Below are 21,384 nucleotides of genomic sequence, written 5' to 3' on the forward strand. Positions count from 1 at the left end.
GACGCAGCATGAATTCACACCTTGCGCGGGCCGCCGAGCGAGGCCATTTATTGTGCAGCGCAGCAACAACCGGTGTCCAGGCACGTTGATGCGTTGTGTCAGGGCCGCCGCCGTGGCCGGGAGTGAGCCGCAATGCGTAACCTGAACGATACGATCACGCGCCTGGCGGCGCTGCGCGCCATGCCGGGGCTGGGCAAGCCCGAGCCGGCCGCACCGCTGGCCGACCTGATCGATTTCGGCAGCAACCCCGGTGCGCTGCGCGCCCGCCGATTCGTGCCCGAGGATCTGGCCGCGAACGCGCCGCTCGTCGTCGTGCTCCATGGCTGCACCCAGACCGCTGCCGGCTACGATCATGGCTCGGGCTGGTCGACGCTCGCCGCTCGCCATGGCTTCGCCTTGCTCTTCCCCGAGCAGCAGCGAACCAACAATTCGAATCTCTGCTTCAACTGGTTCGCGCCCGAGGACGCCCGGCGCGACCGCGGCGAGGCCGAATCGATCCGCCAGATGATCGAAGCGATGATTGCCGAGCTTTCGATCGATCATTCGCGAATCTTCGTCACCGGGCTGTCCGCCGGCGGGGCGATGACGTCGGTCATGCTCGCGGCCTATCCCGAATTGTTCGCCAGCGGCGCGATCATCGCCGGCCTGCCCTTCGCCACCGCCAATTCGGTGCCGCAGGCATTCGATCGGATGCGCGGCCATGGCAGCCCCAGCGAGGCCGATCTCTCCGCGCTCGTCCGCGACGCGTCCAGCCATGAAGGTCCCTGGCCGACGCTTTCGGTGTGGCACGGAACCGCCGACGCCACCGTCAGCAAGTCGAACGCGGCGGCGATCATCGGCCAGTGGCGCCCGCTCCACGGCGCCGCCGCCGAGCCCAGCCTGTCGGAGACGGTCGACGGCCAGACCCGCCGCGTGTGGCGCGACGCCAAGGGCCGCGACGTGATCGAGGAATATAGCATCGCCGGACTCGGCCACGGCACCCCGCTCGAGACCCAGGGCGAAGACGGCGTCGGCACAGCGGGCCCCTATATGCTCGAGGCGAACATCAGCTCGACCCGGCACATCGCGAACTTCTGGGGCCTGCTCGACGCCGAGGTAGCACCGAAGGAAAAGGTCGCCCGCGCCAAGCCGGCCGCGGCGAAGGCCGCGAAGCCCGCTTCTTCCAAGGCGGCAAAGCCCGCGCCGGCAAAGCCCGCCAAGCCGAAACCCGCGCCGGCCCCCACCGCCGCCAGCGGCGTCACGAAGATCATCGAAGACGCACTGCGCGCCGCCGGGCTGATGCGTTAGCCTCAGACGGGGGCCTCCTCGCGCGAATTCGGAAGTCCGACATCGGTTGACCATCGCCGCGAATTTGTGGCAGGCGCGCTTCGCTCGGGTTGCTCATAAGGGCCGCCCGCAACGCCGACCGGCCTCCGGCTCCAGGCGGGTATAGTACAATGGTAGTACAGCAGCCTTCCAAGCTGAATACACGGGTTCGATTCCCGTTACCCGCTCCAGCCCCTCCAGGCATAGTGATGACCCCCGACGCACCTCCACTGGCGCTCTATGTCCACTGGCCGTTCTGCGTGTCCAAATGCCCCTATTGCGACTTCAACAGCCACGTCCGCGAGTCTGTCGATCAGGACGCCTGGCGCGCGGCGCTGCTCACCGATCTGGCGCATGAGGCCGCTTTGCTCCCCGGGCGCCGGCTCGGCTCGATCTTCTTCGGCGGGGGCACGCCGTCGCTGATGCCGCCCGCGACCGTCGCCGCGATCATCGCCGCCGCCGAGCGCCATTGGGGGTTCGAGCCGGAAATCGAGATCACGCTGGAGGCAAACCCCTCCTCGGTCGAGGCGGCGCGTTTTGCCGACCTTGCGGCCGCCGGCGTCAACCGCGTGTCGCTCGGACTGCAGGCGCTGGACGACGATGCCCTCGCCTTTCTGGGCCGCGCGCACGGCGTCGCCGAGGGGCTGGCCGCGCTCGAGACCGCGCAATCGGTGTTCACGCGCGTGAGCTTCGACCTGATCTACGCCCGCCCCGATCAGACCCAGCCGCAATGGGAAGCCGAACTCGCCCGCGCGATCGGCTTCGGCACCGAACATCTCTCGCTCTATCAGCTCACGATCGAACCCGGCACCCGCTTCGCCACCTTGTTCGAGAAGGGGGAGCTCGCCGCATTCGACCCCGATCGCGGCGCCGATCTGTTCGAGGCGACGCGGGCGATGACCGCGCAGGCCCGCATCCCGGCCTATGAAATTTCCAACCACGCCCGCCCCGGCGCCGAGAGCCGGCACAACCTGACCTATTGGCGTTATGGCGATTATGCCGGGGTGGGCCCCGGCGCGCACGGCCGCCGCGGCGGGACGGCGACCATACGCCACAAGAAGCCCGAAAACTGGCTCGCGGCGATCGCGCGCAACGGCCATGGCCTCGAGCGCGAGGATGCGCTGAGCCCCGCCGATCGCGGGGTCGAGGCGCTGCTGATGGGGCTGCGGCTGGGCGAAGGGGTGGACTTAGCCCGCATCGCGCGCATCGCGGGCGGCACGGCCCCGATCGACTTCCGCGCGGTCGCAGTAATGCAGACGCAGGGCCTGGCAGTTCGCGACGGCGACCGGCTCCGAGTCACCGACGCAGGCATGCCGGTGCTCGAGGCGATCCTGCGCGAGCTGGTGCGGACATAGTCCCCAACCCGTCATCCCCGCGCAGGCGGGGATGACGGGCTTGCTCAATTGCCCGTGAAATTCGGCGGCGCGGGAGACACCGTGGCAGTCGTTCCGCCCCGTATCTCCTGCACTTCCAGCGCGCGCTCCGCCACGCCGTCGCGGCCGAAGCGGAACGCACCGTCGAGCCCGGCGAAGCCATCGCGCTCGGTCAGCCGCCGTTCGGGGAATTCGGAACCCGGCCGCCAGTCGCGCGCGATCCGGACCGTCAGCAGCACCGCATCATAGCCCAGCGTCGACATGCGATAGGGCGCAGTGCCGAAGCGCGCGCGATATTTGGTGGCATATTGGCGGTAATAATTGTCGGGCACGCTCGCGAACCAGGCGCCGTTGAGCACGCCCTTGCTGCCAATCGACGAATCGGTGTTCCATAATTCGGTGCCCAGCACGCGGGCGGTCTTGCCGTTCGCCGAGCGGCGGATCGCCGGGACCGCGGTCCGCGCGCTGTCTGCGCTGCCGGCGATCAGGATCGCCTGGAAGGGCGAGCGGGTCAACTTGGCGGTCGCACTGGTCAGCGAGCCCGGCCTCCCGTCGAAGCTTTCCATCGCGATCACCTTGCCCCCGGCCTGTTCGACGGTGCGCAGAAAGGGCGTCGCCACCCGCTGGCCATAGTCGCCCGAGGGCATCAGCCCGACGAATTCGGTCACGCCGTTGCGCGCGGCATATTGAACCACGCGCTCGATCGCCTGGATCGGCGAATAGCCGAGCACGAAGGTGCCGTTCCCCGCGACATTGGTGTCGTTCGAGAAACTGAGCACCGGCACGCGGGCGCGCCGCGCGATCGGGGCGACCTCGCGGGCATCTTCCGCGAGCAACGGACCCAGGATCAGGCGATTGCCGTCGGCGATGGCCTGCGTCGCCGCGGCACCCGCGCCGCCGCTGGTGTCGTAAGTGGTGATCCGGATCGCATCGCTCTTGGTGTCGAGGATCGCGAGCTGGGTGGCATTCTGCAGCGAACGGCCGACCCCGGCATTGGCGCCGTTCAGCGGCACCAGCAACGCGATGCGGTGGCGTTCGCTATCCTGCGGCAGGCCGGGCTGGATCGGGCGCGCGACAGGCCGCTCCGCCGGCGGCGGCGCGGGCGCGGGGCGGTTCGCTTCGGGGATCATGCGGGGGCCGCTGGCGCAGGCGGCGAGGAACATCGTCGCGCCGATCGTAGCGACGCGGACGCTGTTCCAAATCCCGCGTTGCTTGACTGCTTGGGCGTCTGCCATGACTCTCCTTAGGATGAACGCTTCACTTGCCCCAGGCCTCTATATCGTCGCGACCCCGATCGGCAATCTCGGCGATCTCAGTCCGCGTGCATCGCAGATATTGCTCAACGCCGATATCGTCGCCGTCGAAGACTCGCGTGTGACGGCCGGGCTGTTTCGCCATCTCGGCGCGAAGGGGCGGATGACACCCTATCACGATCATAATGCCGATGCCGTGCGCCCCGGGCTGGTCGCGCGGATGGGGCAGGAAGTGGTGGCCCTGGTCTCGGATGCGGGCACGCCCCTGATCTCGGATCCCGGCTTCAAGCTGGTGCGCGACGCACGCGCGGCGGGACATGCCGTAACCACGGTTCCCGGCCCCTGCGCCGCCATCGCCGCGCTGACGCTGGCGGGGTTGCCGACCGACCGCTTCCTGTTCGTCGGCTTCCTGCCTTCGAAGCAACAGGCCCGCGCGGAGGCGATCGCCGAGGTGGCGGGCATCCGCGCGACGCTGATCCTCTATGAGTCGGGGCCGCGGCTGGGGGCCTGCCTCGCCGCGCTGGCGGAGGGCCTGGGCGACCGCGAGGCGGCGGTCGCGCGCGAAATCACGAAGAAGTTCGAGGAATGCGTGACCGGCAGCCTTTCCCAGCTCGCCGATCGCTATGCGGAGGCCCCGCCCAGGGGAGAGATTGTCGTGATTGTCGCCCCGCCCGGCGAAGCCGCGCCTGCCACAGCGGAGGATGGCGAAGCGGCGCTGCTGGAGGCGCTTACCCGGCTGCCGGCGGCGAAGGCCGCGGGCGAGGTCGCCAAGAAGCTCGGGCTCGACCGCAAGACGCTCTATGCCCGCGCCATCGCCCTGAAAAATTAGGCGAACTCGCGAACGAGCGCCTCCGACGACCAATCGAGCATCCTGCTCTCATCCGAGCCGGTAAGCTCGGATAAACGGCGCAAATAGGATTCCGCCAGTTCGCGGCGACGCGCCTGCGCGCTCTCGGTGACCGCCCGACGCGCGGCGGCGATTTCCTGGATGGCGCGGCGCCGATAATAACGTTCGTTCGATTCCATGGGTGCGACACCCCCCGGTGCGACGAATCGACTCGATGAATTCGAGTCGTTGGGTGCAAAGTAACTAAAGTTATCCACAGGCGCGAGTCCGGGCAGATGAGGCGGTATAAAGGCGCGACAAGGGACCGGCGGGCCGCCGAAAGTCGCGGTCGCGAGGGCGAACGGCGCGCCGCATGGTGGCTCTGGCTGCGCGGCTGGAAGATTCTCGATCGTCGCGTGCGCACCCCCGCCGGCGAAGTCGACCTGGTGGTCCGCCGCGGCGCGCTCGTCGCCTTCGTCGAGGTGAAGACCCGCGCTACCGATGCCGAGCTCGATTTCGCGATCGACGAGCGCCGCCTCTCGCGCGTTGCCGCCGCCGCCGAATATCTGATGCCGCGTTATGTTGCGCCGGGCGACGATATCCGAGTCGACGTGATCCTCATTGCCCCCGGCAAGCTCCCTCGCCATATCGAGAACGCCTGGATAGGGTGACTTACCCGCATAAGTCACCTACGAAGGCGCGAGGAGGCCGAATGACCCTAACCGTTGCCGTGCAGATGGACCCGCTGGATGCGATCAACATCGCCGGAGATTCGAGCTTCGCGCTGATGCTGTCGGGCCAGGCGCGCGGACACCGGCTGTTCCATTATGCCGCCGAGTACTTGAACTATGCCGACGGCCGCGTCTGGGCCCGCGCGCACCCGGTCACGGTCCAGCGAGTCGAGGGCAATCATTTCGAGTTCGGCGAGGCGGTGAAGCTCGATCTCGGCGCGGAGGCCGACGTGGTGCTGATGCGCCAGGATCCGCCCTTCGACCTCGGCTATATCACCGCCACCCACCTGCTGGAGCGGATCGCGGACAGGACGCTGGTCGTCAACGATCCTGCCAGCGTCCGCAACGCGCCCGAGAAGGTGTTCGTGCTCGATTATGCGCGCTTCATGCCGCCGACGCTGATCACCCGCAGCCTCGACGAGGCGCGTGATTTCCTGGCCAAGCACAAGGAGATCGTCATCAAGCCGCTCCATGGCAATGGTGGCAAGGCGATCTTCAAGGTGGGCAGCGACGGCGCAAACCTCTCTGCCCTGATCGAGGTGTTCAACACCGCGTGGCGTGAGCCGCACATGATCCAGGCCTTCCTGCCGAGCGTGGCCGAGGGCGACAAGCGGATCGTATTGGTCGACGGCGAAGTCGCCGGTGCGATCAACCGGATCCCCGGCGAAGGCGAGATCCGCTCGAACCTCGCGGTCGGCGGCAGCGCGCTCAAGACCGAACTGACGCCACGCGAGCAGGAAATCTGCGACGTCCTCGGGCCGGAGCTCAAGCGCCGCGGGCTGATCTTCGTCGGTATCGACGTGATCGGCGGCGAGTGGCTGACCGAGATCAACGTCACCTCGCCCACCGGCATCGTCGCGATCGATCGCTTCAACGGCACCGATACCGCCGCCCTGATCTGGCAGGCGATCGAGCGCCGCGTCGCCGAGCGCGGCGCAGCCAAATGAACTGGCTCGATTGGGGCTATCTCGGCATCTTCCTGCTGATGGTGCTGGAAAATGTGATCCCGCCCGTGCCCTCCGAAGTGATCATGGGCCTGGGCGGCATCGCTGCGGGCCAGGGCAAGATGAACTTCCTGCTGCTCGTGCTGGTCGGCACGTCGGGCTGCATCCTCGGCAATCTCTTCTGGTACGAGATCGGCCGCCGCTATGGCTATCAGCGGCTGCGCCCGGCGATCGATCGCTGGGGCCGCTGGCTGACGATGGACTGGGAGGATGTAGAGAAGCTGCGCCGCTTCTTCGATCGCTGGGGCGGCATCACTGTCTTCGTCTTTCGCTTCATGCCGATCGGCCGCACCGTGATCTCGATCCCCGCGGGGCTCCTCCAGATGCCCTTCTGGCCCTTCGTGATCTATACCGCCGCGGGCAGCGCGATCTGGAACACGATCCTGGTCGGCGCGGGCTATTGGCTGGGCGCGAGCTTCGAGACGATCGATCGCTGGATCGCGCCGGGGGTGGTGGCGATCGTCGTCGTTGCGGTTTTGCTCTATATCTGGCGCGTCGTGACCTGGAAGCCGCGCGACCAGCGCTAAGCCCGCGGATGGGCGTTGCGATAGACGTCGAGCAGATGCGCGGCGTCGACCGCGGTATAGATCTGGGTCGAGCTCAGGCTCGCATGGCCGAGCAGTTCCTGCAGCGCCCGCAAGTCCGCCCCGCGGCCGAGCAGATGCGTCGCAAAGCTGTGCCGCAACGCATGCGGCGTCGTCCGCTCCGACAATCCCAGCGCCGCCCGTGCGGAACGCACCCCCTTGCGAATCGCCCCCGGCGGCAGTGGCCCGCCCTTGGCGCCGCGAAACAGCGGCGCGTCGCGCGACACGCCGTATGGACATAGCGCCGCATAGGCTTCGACGGCCTCGCGGACCTGCGGCAGCAGCGGCACGGTCCGGGTCTTGTCGCGCTTGCCGGTGACGCGCATCGTCTCGCCCAGCGGCAGCACCGCGCCGGTCAGCCCCACGGCCTCGCCGATGCGCAGCCCGGCGCCATAGAGCAACAGCAACACCGCCCAGTCGCGCGCGGCGATCCAGGGTTCGCTCGCCTCCTCGGAGACGAGTTCGGCCAGCGCCACTGCCTCGTGCGGCGCGATCGGCCGGGGCACGCCCTTCTTGACCCGCGGCCCACGCAGCCGCGGCAGATCGGCATGATCGCCTACCGCAAATTTGAGGAACCCGCGCACCGCCGATAGCTCGCGCGCCGCGGAGGTATTCACCAGCCCGTCGTTGCGCCGGCTGGCGAGAAAGGCGCGGAGGTCCGCGGTGCCGATCGCGGCCAATGTTTCGCGGGTGACTTCGCCGCCCCAATGCGCCTGGAGGAAGGCGACCAGTCGCTCGGCCGTCGCGCCATAGGCCCGCACGGTATGCGCCGAGCGACGCCGGTCGCGCGCGAGGTGCTGGGCGTAGAGGAGCGGGAGGGCGGGTTGGGTCACGCACATACCCTACCCCCTTCCGTCATCCCAGCGAAAGCTGGGATCGCAGGCAATCGTGGTACGCGCGCTGCAACAGATCCCAGCTTTCGCTGGGATGACGGGCGTCAGCCAATCCGCTGCCCGGTCTTCGCCCAGTCCGCCAGGAACCCCTCGATCCCCTTGTCGGTCAGCGGATGCTTGACCAGCTGGCGGATCACCGCGGGCGGCGCCGTCATCACGTCGGCGCCGATCCGTGCGGCTTCCAGCACATGGATCGGGTGCCGCACGCTCGCGACCAGGATCTCGGTGTCGAAGCCGTAATTGTCGTAGATCAGGCGGATGTCGGCGATCAGCGCCATGCCGTCGAAGCCATTATCGTCGTGCCGGCCGACGAAGGGCGAAACGAAGGTCGCGCCGGCCTTTGCCGCGAGCAGCGCCTGGTTGGCCGAGAAGCAGAGCGTGACGTTGACCATCGTCCCGTCGTCGGTCAGCGTCTTGCACGCCTTGAGCCCGTCGATCGTCAGCGGCACCTTGACCGCGACATTGTCGGCGATCTTCCGGACGATCTCGGCTTCCTGCATCATCGTCGCATAATCGAGCGCGACGACTTCGGCGGAAACCGGCCCGTCGACGATCCCGCAAATCTCCGCCACCACTTCGAGGAAGTTGCGCCCGGCCTTGTGGATCAGCGAGGGATTGGTGGTCACCCCGTCGACAAGCCCGGCATCGGCCAGGTCGCGGATTTCGGCGGTGTCGGCGGTGTCGGCGAAGAACTTCATGGGGATTCCTTGTGAGTCAGCGGACCAGCATCAGCTTTACCCGACCGCCCTTAAGCCGCGATGCGCTGACGCGATAGGTGCCCGGTTGCAACCGGAAGCGAACGATCTTCGAGATGGTCGAGCAGGCAGGGCCCTTCGCCTCGGAGGTATAGCGCAGCGCACGCCCGCGCGGCGGCGCGATGTCGATCCAGCCGGCCTGATCGATCGCGATGCCGAACGTTCCGGCCTTGCGGATGCGGACGCTGGTGGCGGCTTCGCCCCGCCGCGCCGGCAGCACCACCGAATGTCCGGTATCCAGGCCTTGCCCGGCGCGCGTCCAGCCGCTGAGCGGTCTCGGCAATCGGGTGTCGAAGCTGCGGCACGGCGCAAGTGCGGCGCTGAGCGCCAAGGCGGTCAGGATCATATGTCCCCCTTCGGTTGAGGGTTGGATCGTAACCGGAACAAGCTAAAGCGGCAAATATGACTGGAATGTTACGAGTCCTTGGCCTGGCCTTCGCGTTGCTCGTAGCGCTGCCCGCGGCTGCACAGCAGGTCGATGAGCAGCTCTGGTTCCAGGCCAACGGCATCACCGACCTGGACCAAGACACTACGATCATGCTCGAGAGCATCGGCCGCTTTTATGATAAGGTCGGCGGCTTCGCACACAGCGAGTTCGGTGGAATCGTCACGCACACGCTCAGCGATTCGGTGGAAGTCGCGTTCGGCTTTCGCCACGTCCAGGATTATGATCGCGGCCGCCCGCTGCCGAACTTCGAGCGGTTTCGCCAGACGATCACCTTCACCCTCGCCCCCGGCCTCACCACCCGCACCCGGATCGAGGAGACGTTCAGCAGCGACGGCCCCGGCATGGGCGTCCGCGCGCGGCAGCAATTGCGCTACGAGCACGCCATCGGCGGCGGGGTCGACGCCTTTGCCGCGCATGAGAGCTTCCTGCTGGTCAACGATACTGGTTGGGGCCAGCAAAGCGGCTATGATCGGATGCGCCACACGATCGGGCTGCAGATTCCGCTCGGCGAGCAACTGAGCGGCGAGGTGTCTTATCTCAACCAGTACAGCTTCGGCCGCGACGGCGATCGCGACGAGATGGATCATATCGCGGTCTTCGCGCTGACGCTCAGTCTCTGACGCGCCCGGCGTCGTACCGCGGCGCAGATACGGGATTCCCACGCGCGCAAGAATCCCCATATGAGGCGCTGATGTCCCGCGCCCGTGTCCTCGTCATGAACTCCGCGCTCGGCCCGCTCGACTATCGCGTGCCCGCGGGTATGCAGGTCGAACCCGGCTCGATCGTGGTCGCGCCGCTCGGACCTCGCCAACTTGCCGGCGTGGTCTGGGAAGCCGATCGCATGCCTTCGGACGCCGAAGTCGGCGACAATCGGCTGCGCAATCTGATCGCGGTCGCCGATGCCCCGCCGATCCCCGAGCCGGTCCGCCGCCTGATCGAATGGACCGCCAACTATTATCTGAGCCCGCCCGCCGCGGTGCTGGCGATGACGCTGCGCACCTCGGCAGCGTTCGAGGGCGCGCCGACCATTGTCGAATATCGCGCTACGGGACTCGTGCCCGATCGCCTGACCCCGCAGCGCGCGCAAGCGCTCGAGCGGATCGGCGACCGGCAGGGGCTGGTGCGCGAGCTCGCCACCGTCGCCGACGTGTCCGAAGGGGTGATCCGCGGCCTCTGCAAGATCGGCGCGATCGAGGCGGTGACGGTCGACACCGATTCGCCTTTCCCTTTGCCCGACCCGCATTTCGGCCCGCCCGACCTCAGCGCCGACCAGGCCGACGTCGCCAGCATCCTGCGCCAGTCGGTCGGCGCCGGCGCCTTCCAGCCTTTCCTGCTCGACGGCGTCACGGGCTCCGGCAAGACCGAAGTCTATTTCGAAGCCGTCGCCGCCGCCCTCGCCGCGGGCAAGCAGACGCTCGTCCTGCTGCCCGAGATCGCACTCACCGAGCCCTTCCTCACCCGCTTCGCCCAGCGCTTCGGCTGCGAACCGATCGCCTGGCATTCGGGCCTGCGCACTTCGCAGCGGCGCCGCGCCTGGCGCGCCATAGCCAGAGGCGAGGCGATGGTGACGGTCGGCGCGCGCTCGGCCTTGTTCCTGCCCTACCCCAAGCTCGGGCTGATCGTCGTCGACGAGGCGCATGAGACCAGCTTCAAGCAGGAAGAGGGGGTCCATTATCACGCGCGCGACGTCGCGGTGATGCGCGGCAAGTTCGAGCAATGTACGGTCGTCCTGGCATCGGCCACGCCCGCGATCGAGACGCGGCACCAGGTCGAACTCGGCCGCTATGAGGAATTGAAGCTCCCCGGCCGCTTTGGCGCAGCCGAGATGCCCGATATCGAAGCGATCGACCTGATCGCCGAGCCCCCCGAGCGCGGCCGCTGGCTGGCGCCCCGGCTCGTTCTCGCGATCGACGCGGCGCTCGAGCGCAAGGAACAGTCGCTCCTCTTCCTCAATCGCCGCGGCTATGCGCCGCTCACCCTCTGCCGCCACTGCGGCCACCGCTTCCAGTGCCCCAATTGCACGGCGTGGATGGTCGAGCACCGGCTGATCCGCCGCCTCTCCTGCCACCATTGCGGGCACACCTACCCGACGCCCGAAATCTGCCCCGAATGCGAGGAAGAGGATAGCCTCGTCGCCTGCGGCCCCGGCGTCGAGCGGATCGCCGACGAAGTGGCGGCACTCTGGCCCGACGCCCGCACCGCGATCGTCACCTCGGACACGCTCTGGTCGCCTGCCAAGGCGGCCGAGTTCGTCCAGCGGATGGAGCATCACGACATCGACATCGTCGTCGGAACCCAGCTCGTGACCAAGGGCTATCATTTTCCCAACCTGACCGTGGTCGGCGTGGTCGATGCCGATCTGGGGCTCGACGGCGGCGACCTGCGCGCGGCCGAGCGCACCTTCCAGCAGATCATGCAGGTCTCCGGACGCGCCGGCCGCGGGGTGAAGCCCGGCCATGTCTATATCCAGACCCACGCGCCCGACGCGCAGGTGATGCAGGCGCTCGTCTCGGGCGACAGCGCCGCTTTCTACGCCGCCGAGACCGAGGCGCGGCGCGAGGCCGGCGCCCCGCCCTATGGCCGCTACGCCGCGATCATCGTCTCCTCCGAAGACAAAGCCGCCGCCGAGGAAACCGCCCGCCTGATCGGCCGAACCGCGCCGCGGGTGGACGAGATGCACGTCTATGGCCCCGCCCCCGCGCCGATGGCGATGCTGCGCGGCCGCCACCGCTTCCGCCTGCTGGTCCACGCCCGCCGCGCCTTCGACGTGCAGGACATGATCCGCGAGTGGCTGGGCGCGCTGGAATGGAGCGCCAAAGTGCGCGTCGCGGTCGACGTGGACCCGTACAGCTTCCTTTAACCTTGCCGACTTGCCCCTATCCGCCGTCACATTGCCGGGTTAGCATGTGTGAATCGGGAGGGATCTGAGATGCTTCGCACCCTGTTGCCGTTGCTGTTGCTGCTGACCCCGGCCACTGCCCGTGCCGACTGGCATGAGGCCAGCACCCGGCATTTTACGGTCTATTCGGACCAGCGGCCCGAAGGCATTCGCGAATTCGTCGCCAATCTCGAAAAATTCGATCGCGTGATGCGCCAGCTCTACCGGTGGCAGGATCCCGAGCAGGCGCGCCCCAATCGGCTGACCGTTTACGTCCTCGACGATCGCGACGACGTGTCGAAGCTGGCCGGCAGCAGCTTCGTCGCGGGCTTCTACAAGGCGCGTGCGGGCGGATCGATGGCCGTGGTCCCCCGCTTTTCGGGCAACGGCAGCAAGACTGCGCTCGATGAGCAGCAGATACTCCTCCACGAATATACGCACCACATGATGCTCAGCGCGTTTCCCAATGCGATCATCCCGGCCTGGTATGTCGAGGGATTCGCCGAGCTTCACGCCACAGCCGAGTTCGACAAGGCCGGCGTCATCGTCGGCGGGCCGCCGCAATATCGCGCGCGCACGCTGATGAACGTGCGCAACGCATTGCCCGCCCAGCAATTGCTGATGGCCGACACGATCCGGCTCAGCGACAGCCAGCGCGCCGCTCTTTATGGCCGCGGCTGGCTGCTGTCGCATTATCTGCTGGTCGCCAAGCAGCGCCAGGGCCAGCTGGGTGACTATCTGCGCGCGATCAACGCAGGCAAGCCCGCGAGCGAGGCGACCGCGTCCTTCGGCGATCTGCGCGCGCTCGATCGCGACCTCGATCGCTACAAGTCGGGCAAGATCATGCGCCATGTGGTTCCTCTCGAAGGCGCCGCGCCGGAGATCGTCCTGCGCAAGCTCACCCCGGGCGAGGCAGCCACGATGGAGGTGCGCATTCGGTCCAGGCGCGGGGTCAATGCCAAAACCGCCGCCGGCGTCTATGCCGAGGCGCGCAAGGCCGCCGCGCCCTATCCCGACGATCCGGGCGCGCAGGTCGTACTGGCCGAAGCTGCCTTCGATGCGCGCGATTTCGCCGCCGCCGAGACCGCGGCCGACCGTGCCATTGCCGCGGATCCCAAATCGACCGAGGCCTATGTCCATAAAGCGAAGGCGCGTCTCGCCGCAGCACTTGTCGCCCGCGACCGCAGCAAGGAGACCGCTGCGGCGATTCGCCGGATCATCGTCGCGGGCAACAAGCTTGAGCGCGACCATCCCGAATTGCTGATCCTCTATTTCCGCACCTTCACCGATTTCGGCCAGCCGCCGACCGAGATCGCCAAGGACGGGCTGGCGCGCGCGCACGATCTTGCGCCGCAGGATCGGATGCTGCGCTTCAACGCGGCGCGCATGTATCTGCGCGACGGCAACAAGGAGAAGGCCCGCGCACTGCTGGCACCGCTCGCCTACAGCCCCCACGCCCGCGGCCTGGCCCAGCGCGCGACACGGCTGATCGCCCAGATCGACGCAAGCGATGTCGAGGGCGCGCTCAAGGCGCTCGACGGGCAACCGTCCGAGGAGCCCGAAGCCGACGGCGAGCCGACCGGCAATCCGTCCCCCGCGTCTTGAACCGCAGGGGCTTTTGCCCGAAAGCTGCCGCGATTCCTGGGGGTCGAATTCGATGATGCGTCGGTTGCTGCTGTTGGTCGCCTTGCTGCTCGCTTGGACCGCTCCCGCACGCGCCGACGACATCTCCGCCGCGGGCCGGGGCGTGGTGCGGATCGTCACGATCGCAGTGGTGGACGACGAAGTGGTCGGCTTCGGCCACGGCAGCGGCTTCGCGGTCGCGCCCAATCGCATCGTCACCAACGCGCATGTCGTCGAGCTGGCCGATCGCTATCCCGACAATGTCGTGATCGGCGTGGTGCCGTCCGAAGGCGACAAGTCGTTCCGCGGCCGGCTGGTCGCGATCGACAAGGATCGCGACCTGGCACTGATCGAATTCCCCGGCGCGCGGCTCGCCCCGCTCACGCTCTTTACGGGCGCTCCGGCCGAGGGGGAGACGCTGATCGCCTTGGGTTATCCCGGCAATGTCGATCTCGCTACCGCGCGCTCGGCGGCGGATTTCATCACGCCGCAATCGCCGGTACGCTCGCAGGGCGGTTTCGCCGGCGGCCGCCTGCTCCAGGGCACCAGCGTGCTGCTTCATACGGCAAGCATCGCCCGCGGCAATTCGGGTGGCCCGCTGCTCGATCGCTGCGGCCGGGTGCTCGGCGTCAATTCGGCGATCACCCGCGGCGACGAGGGCGATGCGAGCTTCGCCTTCGCGATCGCCGGCAAGGAGGTCGCCGATTTCCTGCGCGAGGCCAAGCAGCCGATCGCGTCGGTCGCGGTACCCTGCACCAGCGTCGAAGAGGCGATGGCGGCCGAACGCAACGCCGACGAGAAGGCGCGGCTCGAGGCAGAGCAGACCGCGCGCGCCGCCGCCGCCCAGTCGGCCAGCGAGCGCGAAGAAGCGCTCGCTCTGGCACGCGCCCGCAACAGCGCGACGCGCGAGAATTTCATGGCCGGGGCGGCGGTGATGCTGGTCCTGGGCGCGCTCGCGCTGGGCGGCGCCGGGCTGCTATTGTCGCGCGACCGGAGACGCGAAGCGATCGGCGTGGCGGTCGGCGGCGGTGTGTTGATGGCGGGCGCGGTGGCGCTGTTCCTGAGCCGGCCGGGCTTCGATGAATCTGCGATCGCCGCGGTGCCCAAGACCAAAGCCGCCGTCGGCCCCAGCGAAAGCGAGCGCGGCCGGATGGTGTGCACCCTGATCCCCGAGCGCAGCCGCGTTACCGTGACGGCGATCGACAAGGTCGATCTCGATCTGGGCGCCGACGGCTGCATCAACGGCCGCACCCAATATGCCGAAGCGGGAACACATTGGCAGCGCATCCTGGTGCCCGAGCAGGAACAGTCGGTCTCGGTGCTCGATTACGATCCGGCGACGCGCATCTACACCAACACCCGCTATCTGCTCTCCGCCGAACAGATGACGAAGGCGCGCCAGCTCCGCGCCGGGGTTCCGCTCAAGAGCTGTTCGGCCGATCAGGCCGCACGCGCCGCGCTCGCCACCCAGCAACAGGCGCTGCGCGCCGCGCTGCCGCCGGTGTATAACGAGAAGCTGACCTATCGCTGCAGCCCTGCGCTGACCGGGCCGCCGGCGGTGGCTCCGACAGGGGCGTCCACCCCGTAGAGCCCGTCCGCGCAGCGGCCCGAACCGCCTGAAGCGCGGCGCGCGTGCTACCCAAAAACCCGAGGTTCATGATGTCCGATCGCCTGAAGGTCCTGCTCCAATATCTGTTGCCGAAGCAGGTACTGACGAGCTTCGCCGGCCGTGTCGCGCGCGCGCGCGGCGGCGCCATGACGACCCGGCTCATCCGCTGGTTCGTGGCCAGATACGGCGTCGATATGCGCGAAGCCGCCGAACCCGACATCGCCGCCTATGCAAGCTTCAACGACTTTTTCACGCGGCCCCTGAAGCATGGCGCGCGCCCGCTGGCGTCAGCCGACTTCGTCTGTCCGGTGGACGGCGCGATCAGCCAGTTCGGCGCGATCGACGACCATCACATCCTGCAGGCGAAGGACCATCGCTTCACGACGACGGAGCTGATCGGCGGCGATGCCGCGCTGGCGGCCGAGTTCCGACATGGCAGCTTCGCCAATCTGTATCTGTCGCCCAGGGACTATCACCGGCTGCACATGCCCTGCGACGGCCGCTTGACCCGGATGATCTATGTCCCCGGCGCCTTGTTCTCGGTAAATCCGGTGACTGCGCGCGGCGTGCCGAACCTGTTCGCGCGCAACGAACGAGTGGCGTGCGTCTTCGACTCGCCCGAACATGGCCCCTTCGTGCTGGTGCTGGTGGGCGCGACGATCGTCGGCAGCATCGCAACCGCATGGCATGGCGTGGTCAATCCGAAGCGGACCGGCGCGCTTTGCGAATGGCGCTATGCCGATCAGGCCGTCGTCCTGAAAAAGGGCGAGGAGATGGGTCGCTTCCTGCTCGGCTCGACGATCGTGATGCTTTTCCGGCCCGGTGCCATCAGGTTCAACCAGGACTGGGCCCCCGAACGGGCGGTGCGCCTTGGCGAAAGAATGGGCGATCGCCCACACTAAGTCTTCTGCGAGATATCAGCGCCGGGAACGCGGATATCTTGCAGGGCGTGCGGTGTTCCCGCCATTCTCGTCTGCAAGCTTTTGCCAACGGTCGAACCGTTCGAGCGTGAGGGCGCCTTCGGCGATCGCCGCCCGCACGCCGCAGCCGGGCTCGCCGCCATGCCCGCAATTCGAAAAGCGGCACTGCTGCGCGGCCAGGACGAAATCGTCGAACACTTCCGAAACGCCCGCGGCCGCTTCGGTGAGCTGCAGCTCGCGCATGCCCGGCGTGTCGAGCAGCCACCCGCCCCAGGCGAGCCGGTGCATCGCCCGGACGGTCGTGGTGTGACGACCGGTGTCGTCGGCAGCGCGGATCGGCTGGGTGGCGATGTCGTTCGACCCCCGCAGGCTGTTGACGAGCGTCGACTTGCCGACCCCCGACGATCCGAGCAACGCCACGGTCTGCCCCTGCCCGCACCAAGCGGCGAGGTGCGCTACGCTGGCGGGATCGCGCCCGTTGACGGCCTCGACGCACAGCCCGGGCTCGATCGCGCGCGCCGCCTCGGCAAACTGCTCCGGGGTTTCGGTCAGATCGGTCTTGGTCAGGACGACGACCGGCGCCACGCCGACCTCGCGCGCGAGCACCAGATAGCGTTCGAGCCGGGCGACGCTGAAATCCTGGTTGCACGATGCGACGATGAACAGCGTGTCGATGTTGGCGGCGATCATCTGCTGCTTGCGCGGATCCCCGGGTGCGCGACGGGTGAACAGGTTGAGGCGATCGAGGACGCGCGTGACCAGTCCGGACTCGCGGTCGATCAGCAGCCAGTCGCCGACGGTCGGGTGATCGTCCCCCGGCCGCGCGCCCAGGATATAGGGGGAGACGAAATGCTGGGACCCGACGCCCTGGACGGCGATCTTGCCGCGATGGACCGCCATCACCCGCACCGGATGGCAGCGATCGGCCTCCTCGACCGACAGCTGCGCGCTGAAATGATCACGCCAGCCCAGTTCGGCCAATGTCTCTTCGGTCGATATCATGGCTTCATTGTACCGCATTTTCTGGGCAATGGTCGGATTTTGGAGAATGTGATGGGCGATTCCACAGGGACGTGGGACGGGCAACTGGTTCGGCAATGGCTCGAGCGCCGGCTCGGGGCCGCAAGGCTGGATCAGGCGGCGGCGGACAGACGCGGATATGAGGCGCAGGACGACTATGACAAGGCAGCTGCCGAGGAATGGGCCTGCCGCGCGCTGACCCTTGGGGCGTTCGCCGATGAGCAGGACGCGTTCGCCAAGCGCCTGAAGCAGCTGATCGGGGAGCCAGCCTATCAGGCCACGGGCATCTATGACGACGCGCGGTTCGAGCGCCATGTCCGCAGCCATCTCAGGAAGGTGGCCAAGATGACCAAGGAGAATGTTGGCTTCGAGAAGACGTTGCGATTTCAGTGATTTGCCAGTCGCGCCCGCTATCCCTTCCATATTCGGGAAAAGCGGACCGCGCGGCTCGGTTGCCCTATGACGCATCGACCAGGCCGCCATGCAAGGCTGCGGGCTACAACGTTGCGGCGCGTCCATAGCGTGCCCGGGTAGAGGCGATGCTGCGACGGGCGAGCTCGATCGCATCCTCCTCGGTCGTGAAGAGCAAGTGATCGATGACCGACGCGAGGTGCGCACGCATCGCCGCACGCGCCCCCGCAGGATCGCGGGCGCGCAGCGCGTCCACCACTACACTATGCTCCGCCACGACGGGCTGGATGTTTGCCGTCCGCGCCTTGGCTAGCAGCAATGCACAGTCTGGCGAGGTGGAGCGCAGCCGCCACATCTGGGCGATCTGGCTGTGAATCACAGCGTTGCGCGTCGCGGTCGCGATCAGCAGGTGAAAGGCCTGGTCGGCATCGGTGGTCACCCCCGGCAACCGATTTTCGTCGGCCATCTGCTCCACCAGCCGGTCCAGCTCGTCGAGTTCGTCGTCGCGGATATGCACGGCCGCAAGCGCCGCCGCCTCGCCTTCGACCAGCAAGCGCGCTTCCATCAACTCGAACGCGGTGACGGTGAAATCCGGACGATCCCGTGCCCCCGGCAATGCACGCACATAGGCGCCCGAGCCGAGCCGAACCTCGATCAGGCCCTGGACCTCGAGCGCGATCATCGCTTCGCGCACCGCTGGACGGCTGACTCCATGTTGGATCGAAAGTTCGCGCTCGGCGGGGAGTCTGTCGCCCACCGCATAGCGGCCGCCCGCCAGATCCTCGAACAAGTGCCGCGCGAGTTTCTGATACAGGCGCTCGGCGCCGCCGGCCGGCACTGCGCCCCGGGGTTTTTCGGCAGCGATCAAGATCATCCCCTTCAAGACAGGTCTTACCAATCAGGCGAATCGGCAGCAAGAGTCCCCGCGCATGCACACGCCCGGCGCAGGCGGATCGCGTGAGACGCGAAGCGCCGGACGCGCGCCGACAGGGCCGGCGCGGTCGTCTCCTAGCGGCGAGCGCCGCCCTTATCCGGCACCACGGCGATCGCCGACACCAGCGACGGCCCGCCGACGCCGGTGAAGCGGAGCGATAGCTTGCCGCTCGTCACGCGCACCGGGAACGTGCGTGTGACTGCAATCATCGGGCCGCCGGCCGCCTGCGCCGGATTGAACTTCGAGACCATATTGACGCCATTTGCGGCGACGTCGAAGGTCCGCGTCGCTGCCTTAGCCGGATCGGGCTCGAACATGTGCAGCGTCACCATCCAGCGCCCGTCGGGCAGCGGCAGCTCATAGACGAAATCTCCCTCGCGATAGGATCCGTAGAGCTCGGCGTCGCCGGTCCCCTTCACTTCGCTCGGCGCCGGCTTCCCGCGCGCGCCCATGCGCATTTCGGGAACGGCGCCGCCGACGAAGAAGCTATCCGATCCGAACCGCACACCAGCAGCGGACGTGAGCCCCGTCAGGCTTCCGGCACGAATATGCAGCCCGGCGGACGCGTCGGGCGCAGTCCAGCGGATCGTGTCCGATAGGGGCTTGCCGGCGACGGTGGCCGTCGCTGTCACGGCATTCTCCCCTGCCTTCAGCGCAACGCCGGGCCAGACGCAGATACGGTCGGGGCAGGAAACCGTGCCGATCTGCGCGCCGTTGACCGTCAGGCTGACGGCATCGGCGTTGCTGTAGGCGCGCACCTCAGCGACCGGATAGGCGCGGTCGACATAGCGGCGGCCGGTCAGATGGAGCACCGGCTCGGTGGACCAATTGGCCTTGTAGAAATAGAAGGCGTCCTTGCGGATCTTGCGATCGTAGCTGACCAGCCCCTTGTCGTTGAGGTCGATCGCATCGCCTTCCTCGCGGCTGTTCGACGCGAAGTCGAACATGTTCCAGATCCAGGTGGCGCCCAGATAATCCTGCTGCTTCAGCGCCTTCCAGGTTTCCTCGTGGACATAGGCCTGGAACGCTTCCGGATGCGGCCTGCCATTCGCATTGACGGGCCCGCCCAGCACGTTGTCGCTATGCTGGGTCAGCGCGCCGCCCGCGCCATATTCGGTCAGCATGATCGAACGGTTCGGATATTTGGCATGCAGCGCGCCTAGAGCGGCCGCGGCATCGCCGGATTTCCCGTAATACCAACCGAAATAACGATTGAGGCCGATCACGTCGGTTACATCGTTCAGAACTTCCGCACCCGGGCGCGAGAGCGGCGAGGGCGTGGCCTCGCAGCAATCGGCATAGGCGGTGGGGCGGCTCGGGTCTTCGCTTCGCGCCAGCGCGTTCAGCTCGACGAGCATGGCGCGCGATTGGGCGTTGGGCCCTTTGCCGCCCCTGCGCAGCGCGTTGATCGCGGCGCCGATATCGATCTCGTTGCCGACCGACCAGATCATGACCGAGGGGTGGTTATAGTTCTGGCGGATCAGCTCGACGAGCTGGGCGCGGGCATTGGCGATCAGCGCGGCGGTCGGCGGGCCGTCGCCCAGCGACGATTGGTGCACGAACGGCAGCTCGGCCTTCACGACCATCCCTGCCTTGTCGGCTTCGTCGCTCCATGCCTGTGCATGCTGATAATGCGCGTGACGGACGGTGTTCACGCCCATCTCGGCCATGATCGCCATATCCTCGGCATGGTCCTGCGCGCTCAGCGCCCAACCCTTGCCCTGGCGATCCTGGTGGCGCGAGGCGCCGTGTAGAGGGGTCGGCTTGCCATTCAGGATGAAGCCCTTGTCGGGATCGAAGGCGAAGGTGCGCACGCCGAGCGGCTGTTCGACCCGATCGACGACGCGGCCGCGGTCGACCAGTTCGGCGACCACCCGGTAGAGATAGGGATTCTCGCGCCCCTGCCAGAGGATCGGCCGTGCGATCGTCATCGCGCGCCGCAGCTCGAGCGTGCCGTTCGCGGTCAGGGTCGCGGGGGCCCTGTCGCTGGCGACGACTGCGCCGCTTGCGTCGAGGATCCGGCTGTTCATGGTCAGCGTGCGCCGCGCCGCCCCGGCGTTGCGCAGCCGCGCGAGCAGCGCGACGCTGGCCGAGCCTTCGGTCACCTGGGGGGTGCTGAGGTAGATGCCCGGGCCGCCATGATCGAGCGTGTCGAACTGCGCGGCATCGACGGTGAGAAGCGACACCCCGCGATAGATGCCGCCATGGACGAAGAAATCGCCGCCGAGCGGGATGACATCGGCGGTGGCGCTGCCGGGGGCAGGCTTGCTGTTGTCGGCCTTGACCACGATCCTGTTCGCCGCGCCGGGGCGCAGCTGGTCGGTGATGTCGAAGCGGAAGGTCGAGAAGGCGCCGGCATGGCCGCCGACCCGCACCCCGTTGACCCACACGTCCGCGACCGCGCCGACCCCGTCGAACTGGATCACCTGACGCTGCCCCCTGGCGCGGGCCGGGGCTTTCAGCGCCAGCCGATACCAGCCGACGCCCTGCTCCATATTGCTCTGGGGCGAGCGAGTGAGCGCATATTCGCCCAGCCGGTTCCACGTGTGCGGCAGTTCGACACGCTCCCAGTCGCTATCGTCGAAGGTCGCGTCGGTCACGCCCGCCGCATCGCCGCCGAAGCGGAAGCGCCAGCCGGAGGTCAGCGACGTCACCTGACGCGGGCTTGCCGCCTCTGCGGCGGCCGTTCCCGGGAGAGTCGGACCACCCGCGACCGCACCCGAGGGAAGCATGGCCATCGCGGCGATACCGGCTGCGCCGAACAGTGCAATCCTTGAAACGCGCATCTGACTCTCCGCCATCATTGATAGGGCAAAT

20 protein-coding genes and 1 tRNA gene are annotated in these 21,384 nt (G+C 67.6%); 13 read left to right on the plus strand and 8 right to left on the minus strand.

Features of this window, described 5'->3' with window-relative positions; translation table 11 throughout:
• Nucleotides 1–132: 132 nt before the first annotated feature.
• From OKW87_RS09090 to hemW, 3 genes are all read left to right on the plus strand, one after another.
• Nucleotides 133–1,287 carry an extracellular catalytic domain type 1 short-chain-length polyhydroxyalkanoate depolymerase gene (locus OKW87_RS09090; RefSeq protein ID WP_265538755.1) on the plus strand — a complete coding sequence of 385 codons (1,155 nt, stop codon included), beginning with the start codon at nucleotides 133–135 and terminating at the stop codon, nucleotides 1,285–1,287.
• A 135-nt stretch (nucleotides 1,288–1,422) separates the two neighbouring features.
• Nucleotides 1,423–1,496 (plus strand) — tRNA-Gly (locus OKW87_RS09095).
• Between the two features lie 18 nt (nucleotides 1,497–1,514).
• Nucleotides 1,515–2,660 carry a radical SAM family heme chaperone HemW gene (gene hemW, locus OKW87_RS09100; protein WP_265538757.1) on the plus strand — a complete coding sequence of 382 codons (1,146 nt, stop codon included), beginning with the start codon at nucleotides 1,515–1,517 and terminating at the stop codon, nucleotides 2,658–2,660.
• A gap of 44 nt (nucleotides 2,661–2,704) precedes the next feature.
• Here the strand turns inward: hemW and OKW87_RS09105 are convergent, their stop codons facing one another.
• Nucleotides 2,705–3,913, minus strand: a complete 1,209-nt coding sequence (locus OKW87_RS09105) for a penicillin-binding protein activator (protein ID WP_265538759.1) — start codon at nucleotides 3,911–3,913, stop codon at nucleotides 2,705–2,707.
• A 13-nt stretch (nucleotides 3,914–3,926) separates the two neighbouring features.
• On the opposite strand from OKW87_RS09105, the gene rsmI reads away from it, so the two are divergent.
• Nucleotides 3,927–4,760 (plus strand): 16S rRNA (cytidine(1402)-2'-O)-methyltransferase, encoded by an 834-nt coding sequence (gene rsmI, locus OKW87_RS09110; RefSeq protein WP_265538761.1) that lies wholly within the window; start codon nucleotides 3,927–3,929, stop codon nucleotides 4,758–4,760.
• On the opposite strand, the gene OKW87_RS09115 is transcribed toward rsmI, so the two are convergent.
• The gene (locus tag OKW87_RS09115) at nucleotides 4,757–4,957 is read right to left on the minus strand and encodes a hypothetical protein (protein WP_265538764.1); all 201 of its coding nucleotides are present in this window, start codon (nucleotides 4,955–4,957) and stop codon (nucleotides 4,757–4,759) included. The genes rsmI and OKW87_RS09115 overlap by 4 nt on opposite strands.
• A gap of 96 nt (nucleotides 4,958–5,053) precedes the next feature.
• Here OKW87_RS09115 and OKW87_RS09120 point away from each other — a divergent pair, with 96 nt between their 5' ends.
• From OKW87_RS09120 to OKW87_RS09130, 3 genes are read left to right on the plus strand one after another with little or no spacing between them, the layout of a single operon-like run.
• Complete coding sequence (locus OKW87_RS09120) at nucleotides 5,054–5,428, plus strand: YraN family protein (protein ID WP_265538766.1); 375 nt, start codon at nucleotides 5,054–5,056, stop codon at nucleotides 5,426–5,428.
• 41 nt (nucleotides 5,429–5,469) lie between these two features.
• Nucleotides 5,470–6,435, plus strand: a complete 966-nt coding sequence (gshB, locus tag OKW87_RS09125; RefSeq protein ID WP_265538768.1) for a glutathione synthase — start codon at nucleotides 5,470–5,472, stop codon at nucleotides 6,433–6,435.
• A complete protein-coding gene (locus OKW87_RS09130) occupies nucleotides 6,432–7,019 on the plus strand; it encodes a DedA family protein (protein WP_265538770.1) in 588 nt (195 codons plus the stop codon). The genes gshB and OKW87_RS09130 overlap by 4 nt, the downstream gene beginning before the upstream one ends.
• On the opposite strand, the gene OKW87_RS09135 is transcribed toward OKW87_RS09130, so the two are convergent.
• From OKW87_RS09135 to OKW87_RS09145, 3 genes are all read right to left on the minus strand, one after another.
• Nucleotides 7,016–7,909, minus strand: coding sequence for a tyrosine recombinase XerC (locus OKW87_RS09135; RefSeq protein WP_443025040.1), 894 nt, complete (start codon nucleotides 7,907–7,909; stop codon nucleotides 7,016–7,018). The two genes, OKW87_RS09130 and OKW87_RS09135, sit on opposite strands and share 4 nt — an antisense overlap.
• A 104-nt stretch (nucleotides 7,910–8,013) precedes the next feature.
• Nucleotides 8,014–8,667 (minus strand): fructose-6-phosphate aldolase, encoded by a 654-nt coding sequence (gene fsa / locus OKW87_RS09140; RefSeq protein ID WP_265538774.1) that lies wholly within the window; start codon nucleotides 8,665–8,667, stop codon nucleotides 8,014–8,016.
• A 16-nt stretch (nucleotides 8,668–8,683) separates the two neighbouring features.
• Nucleotides 8,684–9,070, minus strand: a complete 387-nt coding sequence (locus tag OKW87_RS09145) for a hypothetical protein (RefSeq protein ID WP_265538776.1) — start codon at nucleotides 9,068–9,070, stop codon at nucleotides 8,684–8,686.
• Nucleotides 9,071–9,126: 56 nt separating this feature from the next.
• Between OKW87_RS09145 and OKW87_RS09150 the strand changes: the two genes are divergently transcribed.
• The 5 genes from OKW87_RS09150 (at nucleotide 9,127) to asd (ending at nucleotide 16,184) form a co-directional block, all read left to right on the plus strand.
• Nucleotides 9,127–9,792, plus strand: a complete 666-nt coding sequence (locus tag OKW87_RS09150) for a DUF2490 domain-containing protein (RefSeq protein ID WP_265538778.1) — start codon at nucleotides 9,127–9,129, stop codon at nucleotides 9,790–9,792.
• A gap of 71 nt (nucleotides 9,793–9,863) precedes the next feature.
• The gene (locus tag OKW87_RS09155; protein ID WP_265538780.1) at nucleotides 9,864–12,032 is read left to right on the plus strand and encodes a primosomal protein N'; all 2,169 of its coding nucleotides are present in this window, start codon (nucleotides 9,864–9,866) and stop codon (nucleotides 12,030–12,032) included.
• 69 nt (nucleotides 12,033–12,101) lie between these two features.
• Nucleotides 12,102–13,655, plus strand: coding sequence for a hypothetical protein (locus OKW87_RS09160; protein ID WP_265538781.1), 1,554 nt, complete (start codon nucleotides 12,102–12,104; stop codon nucleotides 13,653–13,655).
• A 52-nt stretch (nucleotides 13,656–13,707) separates the two neighbouring features.
• Complete coding sequence (locus OKW87_RS09165) at nucleotides 13,708–15,261, plus strand: S1C family serine protease (protein WP_265538783.1); 1,554 nt, start codon at nucleotides 13,708–13,710, stop codon at nucleotides 15,259–15,261.
• A 71-nt stretch (nucleotides 15,262–15,332) separates the two neighbouring features.
• On the plus strand, nucleotides 15,333–16,184 hold the full coding sequence (gene asd / locus OKW87_RS09170) for an archaetidylserine decarboxylase (RefSeq protein WP_265538785.1): 852 nt from the start codon (nucleotides 15,333–15,335) through the stop codon (nucleotides 16,182–16,184).
• Nucleotides 16,185–16,199: 15 nt separating this feature from the next.
• On the opposite strand, the gene rsgA is transcribed toward asd, so the two are convergent.
• A complete protein-coding gene (gene rsgA, locus OKW87_RS09175) occupies nucleotides 16,200–17,204 on the minus strand; it encodes a ribosome small subunit-dependent GTPase A (protein WP_265538787.1) in 1,005 nt (334 codons plus the stop codon).
• A gap of 51 nt (nucleotides 17,205–17,255) precedes the next feature.
• On the opposite strand from rsgA, the gene OKW87_RS09180 reads away from it, so the two are divergent.
• On the plus strand, nucleotides 17,256–17,615 hold the full coding sequence (locus OKW87_RS09180; RefSeq protein ID WP_265538788.1) for a hypothetical protein: 360 nt from the start codon (nucleotides 17,256–17,258) through the stop codon (nucleotides 17,613–17,615).
• Between the two features lie 103 nt (nucleotides 17,616–17,718).
• Here OKW87_RS09180 and OKW87_RS09185 read toward each other — a convergent pair whose 3' ends face one another.
• Together OKW87_RS09185 and OKW87_RS09190 are read right to left on the minus strand one after the other, a co-directional pair.
• Entirely contained in the window at nucleotides 17,719–18,501 is a 783-nt protein-coding gene (locus OKW87_RS09185) for a FadR/GntR family transcriptional regulator (RefSeq protein WP_265538790.1), read from the minus strand.
• A gap of 140 nt (nucleotides 18,502–18,641) precedes the next feature.
• On the minus strand, nucleotides 18,642–21,305 hold the full coding sequence (locus OKW87_RS09190; protein WP_265538793.1) for a glycoside hydrolase family 2 TIM barrel-domain containing protein: 2,664 nt from the start codon (nucleotides 21,303–21,305) through the stop codon (nucleotides 18,642–18,644).
• Nucleotides 21,306–21,384 lie beyond the last annotated feature (79 nt).

Origin of the sequence: Sphingomonas sp. M1-B02 (genome assembly GCF_026167525.1) — a bacterium.
Taxonomy (GTDB): Bacteria; Pseudomonadota; Alphaproteobacteria; order Sphingomonadales; family Sphingomonadaceae; genus Sphingomonas.